The 19,275-nt window shown below is 37.6% G+C and carries 19 protein-coding genes; 2 read left to right on the plus strand and 17 right to left on the minus strand.

Features of this window, described 5'->3' with window-relative positions; translation table 11 throughout:
* Positions 1-141 precede the first annotated feature (141 nt).
* The 16 genes from NE668_RS03310 to polA all read right to left on the minus strand — a co-directional run bounded on the left by NE668_RS03310 (position 142) and on the right by polA (position 16,507).
* Positions 142-837: a ComF family protein gene (locus tag NE668_RS03310; RefSeq protein WP_227036868.1), complete on the minus strand. Its 696-nt coding sequence runs from the start codon at positions 835-837 to the stop codon at positions 142-144.
* Complete coding sequence (gene recD2 / locus NE668_RS03315) at positions 837-2,990, minus strand: SF1B family DNA helicase RecD2 (protein WP_227036867.1); 2,154 nt, start codon at positions 2,988-2,990, stop codon at positions 837-839. Before recD2 ends, NE668_RS03310 begins: the two co-directional genes overlap by 1 nt.
* Positions 2,990-3,754 carry a shikimate kinase gene (locus tag NE668_RS03320; RefSeq protein ID WP_227036866.1) on the minus strand — a complete coding sequence of 255 codons (765 nt, stop codon included), beginning with the start codon at positions 3,752-3,754 and terminating at the stop codon, positions 2,990-2,992. The genes recD2 and NE668_RS03320 overlap by 1 nt, the downstream gene beginning before the upstream one ends.
* 12 nt (positions 3,755-3,766) lie before the next feature.
* On the minus strand, positions 3,767-4,699 hold the full coding sequence (locus NE668_RS03325; protein WP_227036865.1) for a bifunctional riboflavin kinase/FAD synthetase: 933 nt from the start codon (positions 4,697-4,699) through the stop codon (positions 3,767-3,769).
* 2 nt (positions 4,700-4,701) lie between these two features.
* Complete coding sequence (locus tag NE668_RS03330) at positions 4,702-5,643, minus strand: tRNA pseudouridine synthase B (protein WP_227036864.1); 942 nt, start codon at positions 5,641-5,643, stop codon at positions 4,702-4,704.
* On the minus strand, positions 5,643-6,587 hold the full coding sequence (locus NE668_RS03335) for a DHH family phosphoesterase (protein ID WP_227036863.1): 945 nt from the start codon (positions 6,585-6,587) through the stop codon (positions 5,643-5,645). Before NE668_RS03335 ends, NE668_RS03330 begins: the two co-directional genes overlap by 1 nt.
* 17 nt (positions 6,588-6,604) lie before the next feature.
* Positions 6,605-6,961, minus strand: a complete 357-nt coding sequence (gene rbfA, locus NE668_RS03340) for a 30S ribosome-binding factor RbfA (protein ID WP_012864260.1) — start codon at positions 6,959-6,961, stop codon at positions 6,605-6,607.
* A 9-nt stretch (positions 6,962-6,970) separates the two neighbouring features.
* Positions 6,971-9,439 carry a translation initiation factor IF-2 gene (gene infB, locus NE668_RS03345; protein ID WP_227036862.1) on the minus strand — a complete coding sequence of 823 codons (2,469 nt, stop codon included), beginning with the start codon at positions 9,437-9,439 and terminating at the stop codon, positions 6,971-6,973.
* Positions 9,440-9,454: 15 nt separating this feature from the next.
* Positions 9,455-9,760, minus strand: a complete 306-nt coding sequence (locus tag NE668_RS03350) for a L7Ae/L30e/S12e/Gadd45 family ribosomal protein (RefSeq protein WP_012864258.1) — start codon at positions 9,758-9,760, stop codon at positions 9,455-9,457.
* Between the two features lie 12 nt (positions 9,761-9,772).
* Positions 9,773-10,042, minus strand: coding sequence for an RNase P modulator RnpM (rnpM, locus tag NE668_RS03355; protein WP_021148062.1), 270 nt, complete (start codon positions 10,040-10,042; stop codon positions 9,773-9,775).
* A 2-nt stretch (positions 10,043-10,044) separates the two neighbouring features.
* Complete coding sequence (gene nusA / locus NE668_RS03360) at positions 10,045-11,121, minus strand: transcription termination factor NusA (protein WP_012864256.1); 1,077 nt, start codon at positions 11,119-11,121, stop codon at positions 10,045-10,047.
* 17 nt (positions 11,122-11,138) lie between these two features.
* Positions 11,139-11,597, minus strand: a complete 459-nt coding sequence (gene rimP, locus NE668_RS03365) for a ribosome maturation factor RimP (protein ID WP_012864255.1) — start codon at positions 11,595-11,597, stop codon at positions 11,139-11,141.
* A gap of 262 nt (positions 11,598-11,859) precedes the next feature.
* The gene (locus NE668_RS03370) at positions 11,860-12,555 is read right to left on the minus strand and encodes a hypothetical protein (protein WP_227036861.1); all 696 of its coding nucleotides are present in this window, start codon (positions 12,553-12,555) and stop codon (positions 11,860-11,862) included.
* Positions 12,539-13,093 (minus strand): lytic transglycosylase domain-containing protein, encoded by a 555-nt coding sequence (locus tag NE668_RS03375; RefSeq protein ID WP_118091519.1) that lies wholly within the window; start codon positions 13,091-13,093, stop codon positions 12,539-12,541. The genes NE668_RS03370 and NE668_RS03375 overlap by 17 nt, the downstream gene beginning before the upstream one ends.
* 160 nt (positions 13,094-13,253) lie before the next feature.
* The gene (coaE, locus tag NE668_RS03380; protein WP_227036860.1) at positions 13,254-13,856 is read right to left on the minus strand and encodes a dephospho-CoA kinase; all 603 of its coding nucleotides are present in this window, start codon (positions 13,854-13,856) and stop codon (positions 13,254-13,256) included.
* 29 nt (positions 13,857-13,885) lie between these two features.
* Complete coding sequence (gene polA, locus NE668_RS03385) at positions 13,886-16,507, minus strand: DNA polymerase I (RefSeq protein WP_227036859.1); 2,622 nt, start codon at positions 16,505-16,507, stop codon at positions 13,886-13,888.
* Positions 16,508-16,774: 267 nt separating this feature from the next.
* Here polA and rpsT point away from each other — a divergent pair, with 267 nt between their 5' ends.
* Positions 16,775-17,035, plus strand: coding sequence for a 30S ribosomal protein S20 (rpsT, locus tag NE668_RS03390; RefSeq protein ID WP_004692998.1), 261 nt, complete (start codon positions 16,775-16,777; stop codon positions 17,033-17,035).
* Positions 17,036-17,263: 228 nt separating this feature from the next.
* Positions 17,264-17,485 carry a hypothetical protein gene (locus NE668_RS03395; RefSeq protein WP_227036858.1) on the plus strand — a complete coding sequence of 74 codons (222 nt, stop codon included), beginning with the start codon at positions 17,264-17,266 and terminating at the stop codon, positions 17,483-17,485.
* A 114-nt stretch (positions 17,486-17,599) separates the two neighbouring features.
* Here the strand turns inward: NE668_RS03395 and ade are convergent, their stop codons facing one another.
* Positions 17,600-19,273: an adenine deaminase gene (ade, locus tag NE668_RS03400; protein WP_227036857.1), complete on the minus strand. Its 1,674-nt coding sequence runs from the start codon at positions 19,271-19,273 to the stop codon at positions 17,600-17,602.
* Positions 19,274-19,275: the final 2 nt, after the last annotated feature.

Here is a 19,275-nt window from a genome sequence, read left to right on the forward strand (position 1 = left end):
CGTTCACCTTCAGGTGAACGCTTTTTTATATACTAAGTTAACTATTTCTTTTAGAAACATTATCGCCATAATTTGATATGAATACATTTTATAATACTACTATAAAATCAAATATTATATTCCTACATTTAATAGTAAAGATTAGAAACTACCACTAGCTAGCGTAAGGGCATCAACGCGTAAAGCGTTATGCTTTTGCAAGACTTTTGCTACGGCTTCAATTGTAGCACCTGTAGTATATATATCATCTACGATTAAAATATTCTTATTTGTCAAATCAATATCCTTGTAATCGGCGCGTATAACAAAAGCATCATCAATATTTTGATGTCTTTCTTTATTTGTTAAAGCCCACATATCACAAAAGGTATCAAACTTATATATACAATCCAGCCATATAAAAAATTTTTTATCTATTTTCCATAATGAATACGCCCAATCTGCAAAAAATAAATCCACTTGATTGTATCCCCTCTTAGCCTTTTTCTTTTCGCTAGACGGTACGGGAACAATATAATCATACATAATTTTACAATTACGATTCGCAATGTTAGACTCATTATATTTCATGTAAAAGTTGTACGATGCTAAAAAAGGAGCAGTTCCTTTGGACTGCTCCTTTTTTTCATTAAATTTTACATCGTAAATCATAGACTTTAGACCACCACGATATTCGGCCAGTACACATACATCATCTACATAGTGTAAAAATTTATGTGGTACATGGCGAATATGTAATAGATCGGTAAAACAAGCTTTACACCAATCCCCTTGTGTTGCTACGGATGCACCACAGTGAGGACATACAGGTGGAAATAGGAAATCCCAAAGACTCATTAAGAATCACATCTCCCTTGTAGTCGTTCTTTAAACAATGTATAACGTTCATCGGCATTAACAGTGCGCACAGCACGTTCAACTGCGCTCGTAGTACCGACGATGATCACTTTACGTTTTGCCCGCGTAACAGCAGTATACAACAAATTACGTTGTAACATGCCACCATAACGTGGAACAAATGGAATAATAACTACGCCATATTCGCTACCTTGGCTCTTATGGACCGTTATAGCATAAGCAGGCATAATCATATGAGCTTCATCTATTGGTAGACGAACCTCTTTATGAATAAATCGAATACAAATATCAGTCCGTGTAATAGCGTAAATAACACCAATTTCACCATTAAAAACTTCTAACTCATAATCATTGAGAATTTGAATAACCTTATCCCCAACGCGATACGTAATGCCATTGACACGAGCTTCTCCCTTGTAGCTATCTGGAGGGTTTACGGCTTGTTGTACATATTGTGATATCAATGTACTACCTGCTTCACCACGGCGCATAGGAGAAATAATTTGAATATCTAATTCATCTTCTAAAGTTTCTTGTTCACGTTTATATACATCAATGATGGCTTTTATCATCATGTCATAAGATTTAACGGGAATAAAAGAAAACTCTTCACTCACACCTTCAAGGTTAGGCATTTCTCCACGATTAATAGCGTAAGCACTTTCAACAATAGTATTACCAGAGCTTTGACGATAAATCTGGTTAAGTCGTGTATATGGCACACAATCACTATCTAATAAATCTTTTAATACAAATCCAGCACCTATAGGTGGTAATTGATCTACGTCGCCCACAATAATGACATGAGCTTCCTTAGGAATCGCCGCCATTAATGAATAGAATAAACGCACATTAAGCATAGATGCTTCATCGATGATAATAACATCTATATCAAGTGGATCATCTTCATTCTTTGTAAAGTCATAGGAGTCACTACCTTGAACAGGCACCAATAGACGATGAATTGTAGTAGCTTCAAACTCAGTGGCCTCGGTCAAACGTTTTGCAGCACGTCCCGTAGGAGCACAAAGTATAATACGCCCCAATCCACCGAGTTGGAAACCTTTTACTAGCGCCTTAATAATAGTTGTTTTACCTGTACCAGGACCACCCGTTATAAGGGAGAACTTTTCAAAAAATGAGAGCTGTATAGCTTCTTTTTGAGCATCACCAAAAGTAATGTAGTTGTCTCGTTCAAACTTTTCAATAAAACTAGGGATATCTAATGCTATTGGATCAGCTTCTAATAGAAACTTCCGAGTATAGTGGACACCTTCCACTTCAGAAACATACATCTCTGGCGGATAGATATATAAGATATCTTCATAATACGTACTATACAGTGCACCTTGTTCTAGAAGGCTTTCAATAAAATTAGCAATATCATCTACATCAGTTTGTAATAGCTCATCTAAGCGACCGATAAGTTGATCTACGGGTAAGCATGTATGACCTTGATTATCTAAACTGCGTAAAATCCATTCTAAACCAGCCTCTAAACGGCGTGTATCACTGCCAGTGACACCTAAATGTTCGGCCAAAGTATCGGCCGTACCAAAAAGCATATCTGGAGCTACACGTAACAAGATATAAGGATTATCCTCTATAACTGCAACTGACTGCACACCATAATAGGTATATACAATACGACTCCATTTCGATGAAATATGATGACTTTCAAAAAAATGATTTAAATCGGATAAAATACCTTCACCAAGTAAGGTATTAAATAATTCATCCTTAACACTCTTTCGGAGACCTGGAACATCTTTAATCTCTTCTGGACGTTCTTCCCGTAAAATTTCTAAAATACGAATCCCAAAATAATCTAGTACCTTCTCTACGGATTTTTCACCAAAACCTTTTATGCCTAAATTTAACAAATAAGTCTTGGCAGCACCCATATTATCAGGTTTTAACTTTTCGACACTACTCGCATCAAATTGGCGACCGTACTTTTCATGTTCTACATAGCGGCCCCGTACTTCAATATCTTCCCCTTCTTTAGGAGACTCAAATTTGCCAGTACAAGTAATGTATTCCTCATTATAATCTTTCAGGATAAACACGCAATATGTACGTTGTGTATTCTCATATATAGTTCGGTATACAAATCCTCGTATGGCGTCCATTATTTCTCCGTATTAGGCAAGGCTTCAATAATTTCTTGCACCGCATCGGTAATGCTGCCTTCGTTACCAATTTTGATATGTGCCACTGCTTCGTATAGAGGGTATCGTTCTTCATATACATTAAAAATATATTCGATACTTTCTTTTACAAGCGGACGAATCTCAAGATCCAAATCATCTAAAATATGATTTACATCGCGGTTTACGAATACAACAAGACCATTATTTCGCATCAATTTAACAGTTTTATCATAGGTAACAGTGCCACCACCTGTAGCAATGACAGATGGTTTATTATGAATTAATTCTTTGATTGTACTATATTCATATTTACTGAAAGCATCTTTACCATCGTAAATATAGATATTTTGAACGGATTTACCTACTTTGTCTTGAATCGTTTGGTCTAAATCAAAAAAATCTCGCCCCAACTCTTTAGCTAGAACTTTACCAACAGTAGTCTTACCTGCGCCAGGCATACCAATGAGGAAAATATGCTTATGCATGTGTTCTTTCAAGAATTCATTACTCATAGAAACGACATTTTTTATATAATTTTCAACATAAGGTGCTAAAACTTCATCTTTACAATTTTGAGTATGTAAAGCAACGATGCTATCATCCCGTTCTTCATCAATAAGCGGCAAATGATGTTCATCCTTATATTTACCAATTTCTTTAATCAATGTGAGTCGTTTTTCAAACTCCGTAACTAATACAGAGTCAATACTATCTATTTGTTTACGAGCTTCTTTAATATCCATGAGAACCCCCTTTTATGCATTAGCTAAAATAGCTAGAGCTTGTTCTTCATCTATCTTCATCTGGTCGATAAGATCTTGTAAATTATTAAATTTAACTTCCCCTCTAATATAAGAAATAAATTGTACAATTACTTCTTTTCCATATATGTCCTGGTCAAAGTTAAAAACGTGCACTTCACATCTATGATACTGATTTTTAAAGGTTGGATTATCTCCAATATTACCTACCCCATCATACCAAATACCATCAATACACACGCGATTAGCATATACTCCATCTGGAGGTGCAGCCATTTCATTAGGAAGTAAAAGATTTAATGTAGGGAATCCTAATGTACGTCCTCGTTGATCGCCTTTAATCACAGTGCCTTTAAATTGGAATGGTCTACCTAACCAATGATTCGCATCTTCTAAACGTCCATCATGAATAGCCTTTCTTATTTCTGTACTAGAAATAGGCGTACTACGACCATCACATGGCAGTAAAGGCTGTACAAGAACTCGTATATTCTTATCCGCTACCACTTTTTTCATATATTCTGGATTACCTAGACCTTTTGCACCAAAAGTAAAGTTTTCACCAATTACAATGGCGTCCACATTCATATCAGTGCAAAGATCATGTAAAAATTCATCTGCACTCATGTTAAGTAGTGCTTCAGTCATAGGCAATCGCATAATATAGTCTACGTTGAGTTCTTCTAACACAGTATCCATAATCTCTTCTTGAATCACCCGTTTAGGCACCCTATCTGGATGTAATATAGTCAACGGATGATGCTCGAAGGTGATGATGATACTTACGCCATTGACTGATGTAGCCTCTTCAACAGCCTTACGTATAACTCGTTGATGACCTCGATGAATGCCATCAAAGGTACCAAGGGCATATACTTTTGTATCTTTGATTTGACGTAGTTCATCAAACGAATGTATTTGCTTCATACTTATCCTTCAATAAAAATATTTTTTTCCACTTTCAATGTGTGGTTTGTTCGTTTCATAATACCAATAAAACCATTCGGTCCATAAGCTCTATATAAATTATCTGGCTCGGTGAAAGAAAACTCACTTTCAATAGGTAATTCCTTCCCTTGCACCATCATCTTTAATTGTACACTATTTACAGTCACTTGTGAAAGATGAGAAACCGCCGTATCCGTTGGTAATAAAAGGCTTTCACCATGTAACATTAATTCTTCAGCTATCTTAGCAGAGCTAATCTCAAAAGGTCCTACTTTAGTACGTGCCAAAGAAGTCATCGTGCCAGGTATACCTAAAGCAATACAAATATCGCGTAATAATGAGCGAATATAAGTCCCCCCTGAGCAAGTCACGCGAACCGTGAAAAAAGGGAATCCATAGGCTATGAGCTCAATATTTTTAATATGAATTTGACGTAATGGCAGTTCTACAGGAATACCTTTACGAGCATATTCATAAGCTCGAATGCCATTTACTTTAATAGCTGAATACTTAGATGGTCTTTGGTCTTGAACACCTGCAAAGTTTTTCAGGGTACTAACCAGTTCTTCAAAGCTTGGTTTAACCATAGTTGCTGAGATCTCTGTAGATTGAATAGCTTGATTCAATACAACGCCATCACGCAATACCATATCATTATCTGGCAATACAGTTTGTCCTGAGCTATCTTCAGTATCTGTAAAAGTACCAAATTTACATTCTGCTACATAAGTTTTATCAAAACCCTCCGTGTATTCTATAAGGCGTGTTGCCTTTCCAAGAAAAACAGGTAACACACCATAAGCCATAGGATCCAATGTACCACTATGTCCAATGCGCTTTTCTTTTAAAATACGACGACAAATAGCAACGGCGTCATGACTCGTAATACCAGGTGGTTTTAAAAAAGGTAAAACCCCATCCATTACTTAATCACCTCAATAAGAGCATGTTTTGCCTTTTCTAACGGTAGATTAATAGTGCAACCAGCAGCGCGAATATGACCGCCTCCACCAAATTGGCTGGCTACAGCGTTCACATCAATACCTTTAGAACGTAAACTTACGCGCGTTCTATCATCAGCTTCAGCTTTCAATAAAATTGCCACATCTACAGTATCGACATTTCTAATAATATCTACAAAACCATCTGTATCATCTCCAAGAATATTCATGGCCTCTCGATTTAGCTCGATAGTGGCCACTGTATTATTCTTATGGAATTCGATAGTTTGCATAACTTGTTTTGTTAATTCTAGACGACTGGTAGATACGGCTTCAATAGTTTCAGAAATAACATTTGGTCTAGCCCCTGCAGCGACACATTTGGCTGCCATCTCAAGGGTATTCGCCGTAGTATTACTAAACTTAAAGAAACCGCAGTCCGTAGCTATCGCCATATATAACGCGATACCCATAGACTCAGTGATAGGCCAATTCCATTTTGTACATAAGTCGGTAACAATTTCACCAGTAGCAGCAAAGTCAGGCTTTAAATATAGATAATCCGCAAATTCCGTATTAGAAATATGGTGGTCTATATTAAAAATAGGTGCACTCCAGAGTGCACCTACTTTGCCAATTCGCTCATACGTGCTAGCATCCAAAACCATTAGCATATCAATATCAACTTGATTAGTTTCAAAATAGGCGACATCATGGATGTGGTCCGTATACCGTAAGAATGAGTACTTCTCAGGAACTACATCATCTACTACCATATATACAGTTTTACCTTGCCCCACAAGGGCTTCGTAAAAGGCAACCATGGATCCGATAGCATCGCCATCAGGTCTAACATGGACGGTTAGCATAATAGAATTAGCTTCACACAGAGCCATATGTAATTGATTAATAGTAATCTTACTCATGTTCTGTATCCTCTGTTTTAATTTGTTTCTTCGTCCTTTTTAATTTCGTTCAAAAGGGATTCAATATGCATACTATAGTCCAAGGACGTATCCTTATCAAAAGTGATGGAAGGAATATGTCGCAATTTAAGTACCTTTCCAAGCTCGGTACGAATATGTCCAGCCGCATGCTTTAATGCGATAAGGGTATCTTGTTTTTCCTTATCGGAACCAAACAAGGAAACATAAATCGTAGCTTCACGCAAATCACCTGTTACATGAACATCAGTAATTGTGGTAAAACCGATGCGAGGATCTTTCAATCCACGCATCAACATTTGACTTACCTCTTGTTTGATAAATTCTTGTAATTTTCTGACACGAACATCACTCATATAAACCTCCTATAATTGAGGTGCAATTTCTTCCATCAAGTAAGCTTCAATAACGTCGCCTTCCTTGATGTCGCGGTATCCTTCTAAGGAGATACCACATTCAAAGGATGTTTTAACTTCCTTAACTTCATCTTTAAATCGACGTAAAGAATCAACCTTACCTTCAAATACAACGATGCCGTCACGAATTAAACGAACTTCAGAGTCGTTAGTAATACGACCTTCTGTTACATAGGAGCCAGCTACAATAGCCTTTGGTGTGGAAATAACCTGACGCACTTCTGCACGACCTACGACAACCTCTTTAAATTGAGGCGCCAACATACCGCGCATAGCAGATTCAACGTCATTGATAGCATCATAAATTACACGATATGTACGCAAGTCAACCTTTTCTTGTTCCGCTGCACGTCGAACATTAGCATCAGGGCGTACGTTGAAGCCCATTACAATCGCATTAGATGCAGATGCCAACATGATATCCGATTCATTAATGGCACCTACTGCAGCATGAACAATAACAATACGAACCTCAGGGTTTTTGATGCCTTCTAAAGATTGACGCAATGCTTCTACAGAACCTTGAACATCGGCTTTGATGATAATATTAAGATCCTTCAACTCGCCTTGTTGAATTTGGTTGAAAATATCATCTAATGTAACTTTATGTGTAGCTTGCAATTCTTGAACCCGTTGCTTAGCAATACGTTTTTCAGCAATTGCACGTGCTTCGTTGTCATCCATACCATTTATAATTTCACCGGCTTGTGGAACTTCGGAGAAGCCCAAAATTTCTACCGGCATAGATGGACGAGCAACTTTTACTTTTTCACCGCGCTCATTTGTCATGGCACGTACTTTACCGTATGCAGTACCAGCAAGTACTGTATCACCTACACGAAGAGAACCTTTTTGTACCAAGACAGTACATACAGCACCACGACCTTTATCAAGTTGAGCCTCGATAACTACGCCATATGCCTTACGGTTAGGGTTCGCTTTCAATTCCATAACTTCTGCTACGAGCAAGATATTTTCAAGTAAGTCATCAATACCTTGTTTTTGTTTAGCAGATACTGGAACCATGATTACATCGCCGCCCCATTCTTCTGGTAAAAGGCCATGTTCAGACAATTGTTGTTTAACATGGTCTGGGTTAGCACCTGGTTTATCCATTTTGTTGATGGCTACAATAATAGGTACATCTGCAGACTTCGCATGATTAATAGCCTCGATAGTTTGCGGCATTACACCGTCGTCGGCAGCGACTACAAGAACTGCAATATCCGTAGATTTCGCACCGCGTAGACGCATAGCAGTAAATGCTTCATGACCTGGTGTATCAAGGAATGTGATTTTATTATCCTTGTAGCGAACTTGGTACGCACCAATATGTTGAGTGATACCACCAGCTTCGCCAGCTGTTACATTAGTTTGACGAATTACGTCCAACAAGGATGTTTTACCATGGTCAACGTGACCCATGATAGTTACTACAGGAGGTCGTGGTTTTAATGTTTCTGGTGCATCTTCAATTTCAATAACATCTGTAGGGTCTTCTTCAGGTTCTACTTCAGTTACAGTTACACCGAACTCTTCAGCCACGATAGTAGCTGTATCTACATCAACCTCTTGGTTAATGCTGGCCATAACACCTAAAAGCATCAATTTTTTGATGATTTCAGATACTTCGCGACCCATTTTTTCAGCTAAGTCTTTAACAGTTAGAGGCCCGCTCAATTCAATTTCTGTAGCAATTGCTGCTTCAGCTTTACGTTCAGCTTCTGCTTTTTGTTGTAGGTACTGCTCGTTACGATGTTTTACGCGATTTTTCTTTTTTTGCATAGATGTAGATAACAAGGATTGGGGGCGGTTATTGCCACCTTTTTTATTTTTCTTGTTACGGCGATCATTATTAGAATTGCGGTTATCGTTATTGCGGTTGTCGCTATTACGATTATCGTTGTTTCGACTGTCATTGTTACGCACATCATTAGAACGACCGTTATTACGGTTATCATTATTGCGGGTATTATTAGGGCGATTGTTAGCACGGTCTCCACCATGTTGCTTACCATCGGATTTGCGTGTAGGCTCAGAGATTTGTACATGACGGACATTGCCTTTTTTATGGTCCTTTTGTTTAGATTGATCGTCTTGTTTTTGACCAGCTTGTTTGTGTTTATCTTTTTTCTGTTCGTTAGAACGATTTGAATGCTGTTGTTTATGTGATGCAGCTTCCTGTTTATGGGCTGCAGTTGGAGCAGATTTCGATTCTACCTTTTTTTCTTTTTTTTGTGCTACTTTAGGAGCTTCAGATTTTTTACCTAATTGTTTTTTTACAATTTCATAACCTGAATCATCTACAGAATTAACTGCTTTAGTAACATTAATATTATATTGTTGCAAGATAGAAATGACCTGCTTGCTTTCAACGCCGAACTCTTTGGCGATTTCATGAACGCGTTTTTTGGACATCTACATACCCCCTTATTATCGATCAATCTCTTTAAGTAATGCCTTTGCAAATCCATCATCTAGTACGGCGACTACTACCCGAACTTCCTTACCAATGGCCGTTCCTAAAGCCTCTTTATCGGCAATACTGTGAAGTGGAATGTGATGGGTTTCTGCTAATTGAGTATATTTCTTTTCATTATTGGCTGCACAATCACTAGCAAGAAGCACTAATTTCGGTTCCTTTCTCTTTATAGCTTTTTCTACGATAAAATCACCAGAAATAACTTTTCCTGCTCGTTGCGCTAAGCCTAAGAGATTTAAAATTTTATCTTCATTCATGTATATCAGTGATTACTCATTCTCTTGTAAATCACGTTGTAACGCTTCATATATCTCTTTAGATACGCTATGCTTTAAGGACCGTTCTAATCGTTTAGCCTTATAGGCCTGCTCAAAACATGACATGGATTCACATAAATAAGCTCCACGTCCTGGTGCTTTACCGCTGCGATCAATAGTGATATTGCCGTCAGGACTCAAGGCTAAGCGAATCAATTCTCGTTTTGCCTTAGGTTCACCACATCCTACGCAAGTACGCATAGGTTGGGATTTTGGTTTCATGACTATTCACCATCCTCAGCATTGCCGAAACCTGTAAAAGGTTCTTCAGCAGCTTGAGTTTCACTTTTAATATCGATTTTCCAGTTAGTCAACTTAGCCGCCAAACGAGCATTTTGACCAGCCTTACCAATAGCTAAAGATAATTGGTAATCAGGTACTACTACATATGAAGATTTTTCTTCTTCGCTTACATCTACCGATACAACCTTCGCAGGGCTTAAGGAGTTAGCAATGTAAATTGCTGGATCTTCATCCCATTTTACAATGTCTATTTTTTCATCGTGTAATTCATCAACAATATGTTGTACACGTTGCCCTTTAGGACCTACGCAAGCACCTACAGGATCAATATTTTCATCACGACTATATACAGCGATTTTAGAACGCATCCCCGGCTCACGAGCTACAGACTTAAGCTCTACTACGCCTTCAAAGATTTCTGGAACCTCTAGCTCAAATAGACGTTTCAATAAACCTGGATGTGTGCGAGAAATCATAATTTGAGGGCCTTTCGTAGTTTTCTTAACCTCTACGATATAGCATTTAATACGATCTCCTTCACGGTATGTTTCTGTAACAATTTGCTCAGTTGGAGGCAAAATCGCTTCCGTTTTACCAAGATTGATAAATACATTTTTACCTTCAACGCGAGTAATAACGCCAGTGATGATATCTCCTTCACGGCTGTAATACTCTTCGTATACTACACTCCGCTCAGCCTCTTTTAAACGTTGAATGAGCATTTGTTTAGCAGTATGGGCAGCACTACGGCCAAAGTTGGCAGGAGTTACATCTACTTCTACTACATCACCAATCTCAAAACGTTTATCTTTTTTGCGAGCGTCCAATAAGCTGATTTCTGTTTCAGGTAATTCAACAGTTTCCACAACTTGTTTTTTAGCCATTACTTTATAAACGCCTGTTTCGCGGTCAATCACAACGTACGCATCTGGGTTAGATGTTGGTTCTTTGCGATATGCTTGCAACAATGCAGCCTCTAAGGATTCAAAAATAACCTCAGGAGCAAAACCTTTTTGCTTTGTAAGCACCATTACCGCTTGAATTAATTCTTGACTCACTCGTATGCCTCCATATATTAAAAATCAAGATGTAATCGAATTTGTGCAATGGTAGAACGTTCAAATGTCATGCTTTCACCATTGATAGTAAATTCGATAGTTGTGTCTGTAAAACCTTGTAATGCACCAGTAAATTGTTTACTACCATTAATAGCCTTAAACAACTGAATATCTACATCACGGCCATTATAGCGAACTAAGTCCTTGTCTTTCTTAAGAACTCGATCAAGACCGGGAGAAGATACCTCCAATAAATAGTTTTCCGTAATTGGATCCTTTTCGTCGAGGACAGCACTTAATTTTTCGCTCACCAACTGACAGTCATCCAAATCTACACCACCTGGTTTATCAAGGTAGACACGTAAATACCAATCCCGTTCACGTACATAGTCTACATCGACGAGTTCCATATCGGTGCCGGCTATAATACCTTCAACCACAGAGGATACAAACTCCTCCACTGCTTCTCTTTTCATAGCCATCGCCTCCTTACTTACTACATCTTGTATATATCTCTTGATAAAAACACTATAAAATTGAGCTAATCATAAATGAAAGAGTGGACATACGCCCACTCTTTTAAAAGATTTATATAAAAGTCATATATAGTATATCACATTTACTGTGTATATACAAATTCTACGCTTTCTAATGGGCATTAAAGAAACCAATCCCACATAAGTCATTCTATAAAAACAAAAAATGACAAAAAATAGCATAGTTAAATCTATCCAAACTTTAATCAACGCGGTCATTCAAGCCTTTTAGAATAGCACCTAAATGTTCACGCAATAGCACTGCTAAATCATCTAGATGTTTTGCATCTAAATGATGGTCAATTTCTGGATAGCTTTTATAACGAAGTTCCGCAAAGTATTCATCACGCAATTCATTATAATACAATAGTAAGCCTGTACACTCATCCATCTTGCGGTATTCGCCGATGATAAAAGAACCATTAATCATGCGAATCGCATGAGCTGGATCAATATCACGTACAAAGCCTTCTAACTCTTCAGGCATAACTTGTGAGAAGTCCCATTCAAGAATCCCTCGGCGACGATAAGTAAAGGTAAAGTTATTAGAAGGTTCTATTAACATATTGGTTAACCCTTTTACACATCGTTCTTGTAGCCCTGTCCAAAAAGACTCTAAATCGGCTCGCACAAAAGAAATGTCCACAAAGGAAAATAGTGGCATTTCTATATGTACTGTATAGTCCTCTACCTCTTTATCATATAAGGCAGACCAACGCCACCCCAATTCGTTTTGATAGTGGAAAATAGGTACCTTTAAAACGTCTTCACCAGCACTAATACGATTAGATAACGTTGTATAGTCACTTTCAGTAGATGTCACTAATGTGAAGCCTTCAATAGATTGAGGCAACCAAGAATAGTCTAAGGCTTTACAAGCTTCAATTATCGTTTCCATATAATGCCTCATATCTTTCTTGATACTGTAAGACTGCTTTTACATAGCTACGAGTCTCAGGAAATGGAATCGTATCAACCATTCCATTCCAATTATTTTCGTGAATCCACGATTCCACATGACCACGACCAGCATTGTAGGCAGCTAGTGCTAGCACCTGATCCCCATTAAACTCCTTCAGCAAATGACCTAAATACCAAGTACCTAGCTCAATATTTATAGTAGGCTCTTTTAGTTGACGATCTGTATAGTTGCCATGTCCTACTTGTTGTGCCACCCAACGCGCTGTATCTGGCATGAGTTGCATCAATCCAAGCGCACCGGTTTCAGACTCCGCTGTGTTTTTATACTTGCTTTCAGCTAAAATAACACTAGCCACCAAAGATGGCGGCACCTGTTCTTTCTCAGCTGCAGCTATAACTTCCTCTTTATAGTTAAAGGGATACGCGATTTGACGCGCCAAAGGATCATCTAGATGTGTAAAATAAAACCACCCAAGTACGACACAGGATAGTGCCGTTGCCGTTGCACGTTTCATATATCCCCCTTTCTACATATAAACTAAAAATAGTCATCAAAATCTAACATATAACAAATGCTAAACTAATATTATGCTAAGTTTTATGGGCTTATTATACCATTTATTACTATTATTTATATACCAAATTTGACACATAAAATGGCAATTATCGATTTTCTTATAGAGCTGATTCGATACGCTCATTCCAGATGGTATCTAATTGTTCCTTTAAATCCAAAGGTGTACCATTATTATCAATGATTACATCCGCATAAGGACGTTTGTCATCAAGACGCATTTGACTCTTAATACGAGCCAATGCATCCTCTTTGGTAAATCCATTGCGGTTCATTAAGCGCTCAATTTGAGTCGACTCATTCACATATACAAGCCACACCTCGTCCATCATGGTATACCATTCTCCTTCGATGAGTAAGGGAATATCATATAGTAAAACGGGTGTATGTAGTGCCTCATAATGAGCTGTGAGCTCCATAATTCGATTTTGAATATGCTCTTTTAAACAACCATTCAATTGTTGGCGTTTTTTTTCATTATGAAATATAATAGCCCCTAATGCTTCTCGGTTTAATGTCCCATCATCGTGCAATACATCGGTTCCAAAAACAGCTACAATTGCTTCTAACCCTTTTGTACCAGGCTCTACAACTTCACGAGCCACAATATCAGCATCGATATACGGTATACCTTTATCCTTAAAATATGTAAGAACTGTACTTTTGCCAGATGCAATGCCACCAGTTAAGCCAATTTTAAACATATATACCTTCTATTTATTATAAATATATATTACTTTACTAATGCCCAGTTCTCTGCATGATGTACGTCTACAATAAGAGGCACTTGTAGCTCTACAACAGATTGCATTGTACTACGTAATAATTCTTCTATAGCTTCTAATTCAGAGTTCACCACTTCAAGTACTAGTTCGTCATGTACTTGTAATAAAAGTCGAGACTTAAAGTTTTGCTCTTCTAATTTTTGCTCCACTTGGTTCATGGCTAACTTAATAATATCTGCAGCAGTACCTTGAATTGGCGTATTCATTGCGGTTCGTTCAGCAAAGGAACGACGGTTAAAGTTACGACTATTAATATCAGGTAACTCGCGTTGACGACCAAACATAGTGCGAACCTTTCCTGTTTCATGAGCCTCTTGAACCATTCGATCCATATACTCTTTAACCTTAGGATAACGACTAAAATAAAGATCAATATAGTTTTTAGCTTCGCCCCGTGTAATACCAAGGTCACGAGATAACCCAAAGTCAGAAATACCGTAAATAATACCGAAATTAATAGCCTTCGCATGGGAGCGTTCTTCACTAGTTACATCATCTTGAGCTTTGCCAAGCACCTCTGCCGCTGTAAAGCGGTGAATATCCTTACCTTCTACAAAGGCTTTAATCAATGCTTCGTCGCCAGACAAATGCGCTAAAATGCGCAACTCAATTTGGGAATAATCAGCACTCACCAATGTATCATATCCAGCACCTGGATAGAATAAGGCACGAATTTCACGGCCTTTTTCGGTACGAACAGGAATATTTTGCAAGTTCGGATCAGATGAGCTAAGTCGACCTGTAGCCGTAACCATTTGATTGAAAGTCGTATGAATACGACGAGTTTTATCATTGATGAGAACTGCCAAACCTTCGCAATAGGTAGATACTAATTTAGCAACAGAACGGTATGCCAAGATTTTTTCAACAATTGGACTTTCGTGACGAAGCATATCCAGTACTTCTGCATCTGTAGAATAACCAGTTTTGGTTTTCTTGATGATTGGCAAGTTCATCTTTTCAAACAAGATTACACCCAATTGTTTAGGTGAATTGATATTGAAAGTTTCTCCGGCTAGTTCATAAATCTCATCTTGTACTTGAGCTAGTTCCTCTTTAAAGCGAGCCGTTGTTTCCGCCAACTTCTCTGTATCGATATAGATACCATTCTTTTCCATCACTACTAAAGTATGGATTAAAGGCAACTCAATCATTTCATATAAAGGCCATAACTCTTCACAACGTGCAGATTCACAAGCAACTTCATTCATAGCGAGTAATGCTTTCACCATGGACACGCATTCTACGTCTACACTACCGCTAGCAATGCTAGGTACAGAGAAACGCTCAGTTAGATATAGATATCCATAATTAGTACGTGTAGGATCTAATAAATACGCAATGAGAGACATATCGTGAACACGAGCAGTTTTATCAGCATTAAACAAAGAGATCTCAGCTGGCACATCTGCACCAAAGGCTTCGATAATCTCCTTAGTTTGAGTTGTAACGATGACTTTAGCACCTTGTAATACAGCTAAAACAGCTTTAGTATCGTCTGTTTTTACAATAGTATCACCATTAGATAGATAAGTATTCGTTACCGTTCTAAATGGTGTTTTCCCATCTAATATAACATGTACTGCTACCGTCTTATCTTTATAGAAGTCGGCTGTTAATGCTTTAGCATCTTCTAAATCATCTAAAGAAATCTCCTCTTGTGGTACAAATAAAGAGCCTGGATCTCCAAAAGCTGCTTCCTCGCCCCCCATTACTTGAACAATGCGAGGTGTTAATTTAGTAAAGCCTAAAGTTTCAAATAAAGGCTGTACTTCAGAGGTATGGAAGTTTTGTATAAAATCTTCTACTTTATAAGATAACTCCATATCTGTTTTTATTGTTGCCAATTCACGAGATAAGAAGGCTAACTCTTTATTCTCTACGAGGCGCTCTTTTAATTTCTTACCAGAAATATCTTCAATATGTTCGTATACAGATTCAAGATTGCCATATTCGGTAATTAATTTAAGCGCTGTTTTCTCACCTACGCCTGGTACACCTGGAATATTATCGGAAGAGTCACCCATAAGCGCCTTCATTTCGACAACCTTATCAGGACCATAACCATAAAGCTCCTCCATATTATCTAGAGTAACTTCTAACATATCAGAAATACCTTTTTTAGTTAAGAACACATGGCTATGTTCTGTTACAAGCTGTAAATTATCGCGGTCACCTGTAATAATTTGGACAGCCATCTCATGGGCACCAAACTTCTTACTCAAGGATCCAAGGATATCATCCCCTTCAAAACCTTCTTCTTCGATGACACAAATTCCCAATGCTTTTAATACATCTTGAATTAAACTAAATTGTGGACGCAAATCCTCAGGTGCATCTGGACGATTTCCTTTATATTCACTATACATTTCAGTACGGAATGTTTGACGACCTTTATCAAAAGCTACGGCAATATAGTCAGGATTAATTTCTTCATACAATTTAATGAGCATTGTTAAGAAGCCATATACTGCATTCGTTGGTGTTCCCAAAGCGGATTTCAACGGTGGTAATGCAAAAAATGCGCGGAATAACAAACTGCTGCCATCTATAATCATTAATTTTTTCATAAGACACCTCACTTAATTCTATTCTTCATTATAACATAAGGACCCTTTTAACTTTCATAAATTAAAATTAATATATTGTTACACTATAAAATGAGTAAATAATTTGATTTTAAAAATCACATATATGCTTTCATTAATAAACAGTAGAATATGTTTTACAAATCATGTCATTAAGGAAAATATTGAGCTGAAAAGTCCTTGCGTATCAATATTTGGTATGATATAATCATTCAGGTATAAGAAACGATTTTTAAGGAGGTGACTCAATTGCCAAACATTAAATCCAGTATTAGAAGCGTAAAAACGGATGCTGAACGTCGTGCGAAAAATGCCGCTGTAAAATCTCAAATTCGTACAGCAGCTCGTAAAACCGTTGAAGCTGTTCAAGCAGGCGCAGTAGAAGAAGCAAAACAAGCACTTGTTCATGCTACTAGCGTAATTGATAAAGCAGCCTCCAAAGGTGTACTTCATAAAAACACTGCAGCTCGCAAGAAATCTAACCTTGCAGCTAAAGTAAACGCTTTATAATTTTAAAAGCAAGCAAGACAGTCTCTCGGATATCCGTTGAGACTGTTTTTTTATGCCCTTTTCCTATTTAATCATAAAATAATTTTTCGTTTGTTATACAGTTATATTTTATTACGCCCTATGGGCAGATTAGAGGACTATTACTATGAGAACACTATTATTAATGCGTGGTGCTCCTGCTAGTGATTAGCTGAACTTTATACAATTTTACAAAAATATGACACTGACTTGATTTCCATTGTTAAAACAGTTCAACAAGTTTCTACCATGGATGAGCTTCAAGCCATCATAAATGAGGAGCTAAATTCATTCCATGAATCTGAAGGCTTCTGTAAAAATGAAGATGACACTAAATTTGCAGACTTCTTTGGTTCATTAGATTATGATGTAGTATGTAAATCTACCATACTTGATATTAAAGATATGATAGAAAGTCAAGGCTTGCTATAGTTAAATAAACTCATTCTGTTTTAAGGATAAAAGCAAAAGGGACTGCAACTAGAATGTGGTAAAACCACATTCTGTTACAGCCCCTTTTTTATTAGCTTTTCATCAAACTTAATACTAAAACTCCATCACACCTGTAGTAGTGATTCTAATTTCTGGAATAACAGTTAATGCAAGAAAACTCAAATTAATAAAAGGATCTAGACCTTTTGGCACGCCCATACCATAAGCAATATCTTTCATCTTAGCCACTTTTGCATCTACCTCTTCATGAGGTCGATTTGTGATTAAGCCCATTACTTCAAGAGCTAGTTCCTCTACTACTTTGCCTTCACTTGCAATGACATATCCGCCGCCAATTTCGCAAATACGCTCAATGGCAATCATCATATCTGCATCGTTGTCGCCAACAACAATCAGATTATGTGAATCATGTGCAAAGGACGACGCAATAGCACCATTTTTTAAATTAAAGCCTTTCAAAATACCGACACCATTTCTACCAGATGCTTTATACCGCTCGATACAAGTAATTTTATTGTACTCAGCATTTGGCTTGAACAGTCCATTTTCAACAGGAACCTCTTCAACGTTTTTTTGTGTAACTATTTGACCAGGCACAATATTAATAATTGCTTGTGGACCTTCAATAGAAATATCTAATTTTTCCTTTGTGAAAGTACCTATATTTATCGTATGAAGTAATTCAGATGGTACAACCTTCTCTTCTCTCACAAGAACGCGTTCAATCGGCTTTCCTTTATAAAACACTTCGTGAATATCTACGCATTGCTCATCATTGAGGATTACAAGATTAGCACTATAGCCGGGAGCAATAGCACCTAAATCTTTTAATCCGTAACATGCTGCCGGATGAGTGGAGGCCATTTTATAAGCTTGGATTGGTGTCAGTCCCAATTCAATAGAACGACGAATATTATAGCTAATATGGCCTTCTGAACGAATATCCTCAATATGCTTATCATCTGTACAGAAACCATAACGTTCCGTATTCCCTTGTTCTTCTACAAGCCCTTTCACAATGGAGTCTAGATTATGAGCCGCACTGCCCTCACGAATCCATACATAAATCCCATTTTTAACTTGCTCTTTTGCTTCTTCGTAGGAAATACATTCGTGATTTGTAGTAATGCCTGCCAAACGATAACTTGCTAGTTGCTCTGGTGAAAGTCCAATAATATGTCCATCCATAATTGTATCTTTAAAGTAATCTAACTTTTTCATCATGTAAGGATCACTATTGATAACACTATAACAGTCCATGACTTCACCTAATCCTAAGATACGTGGATTAGCTTGTAGCTTATGTAACATATCGCCATCTAAAATAGCGCCATTATCTTCACCTGGTACAGCAGGCACACAGGATGGAGCCATAACATATACATCACCTTGAGCCGATGCAGTTTCATTGATCATGTACTCAACACCGGCAATCCCCGCTACATTACCGGCTTCATGAGGGTCTACAATAAATCCTAACGTTCCCACTTGAGAGGCCTCAAATACGAGTTCTTTCGGATTCACCAAGGTGGATTCCAGATGGAGATGGCTGTCTATGAATCCGGGCACAATATATTTACCGCTATAATTATATTCTATTTCACCACTATAGGTACCGACACCTATAATCGTGTCATCATGAATCGCAATATCCGCTTTTACCCATTCATCAGTGAATACATTTAAAACAGATGCCCCCTTCAATACGACAGGAGCCTTATCCAACCCCTGTGCCTGTCGAGAAATTTTTGCATTAAATTGTATCATAT

It is taken from the genome of Veillonella parvula (genome assembly GCF_024461875.1).
Lineage (GTDB): Bacteria > Bacillota > Negativicutes > Veillonellales > Veillonellaceae > Veillonella > Veillonella parvula_I.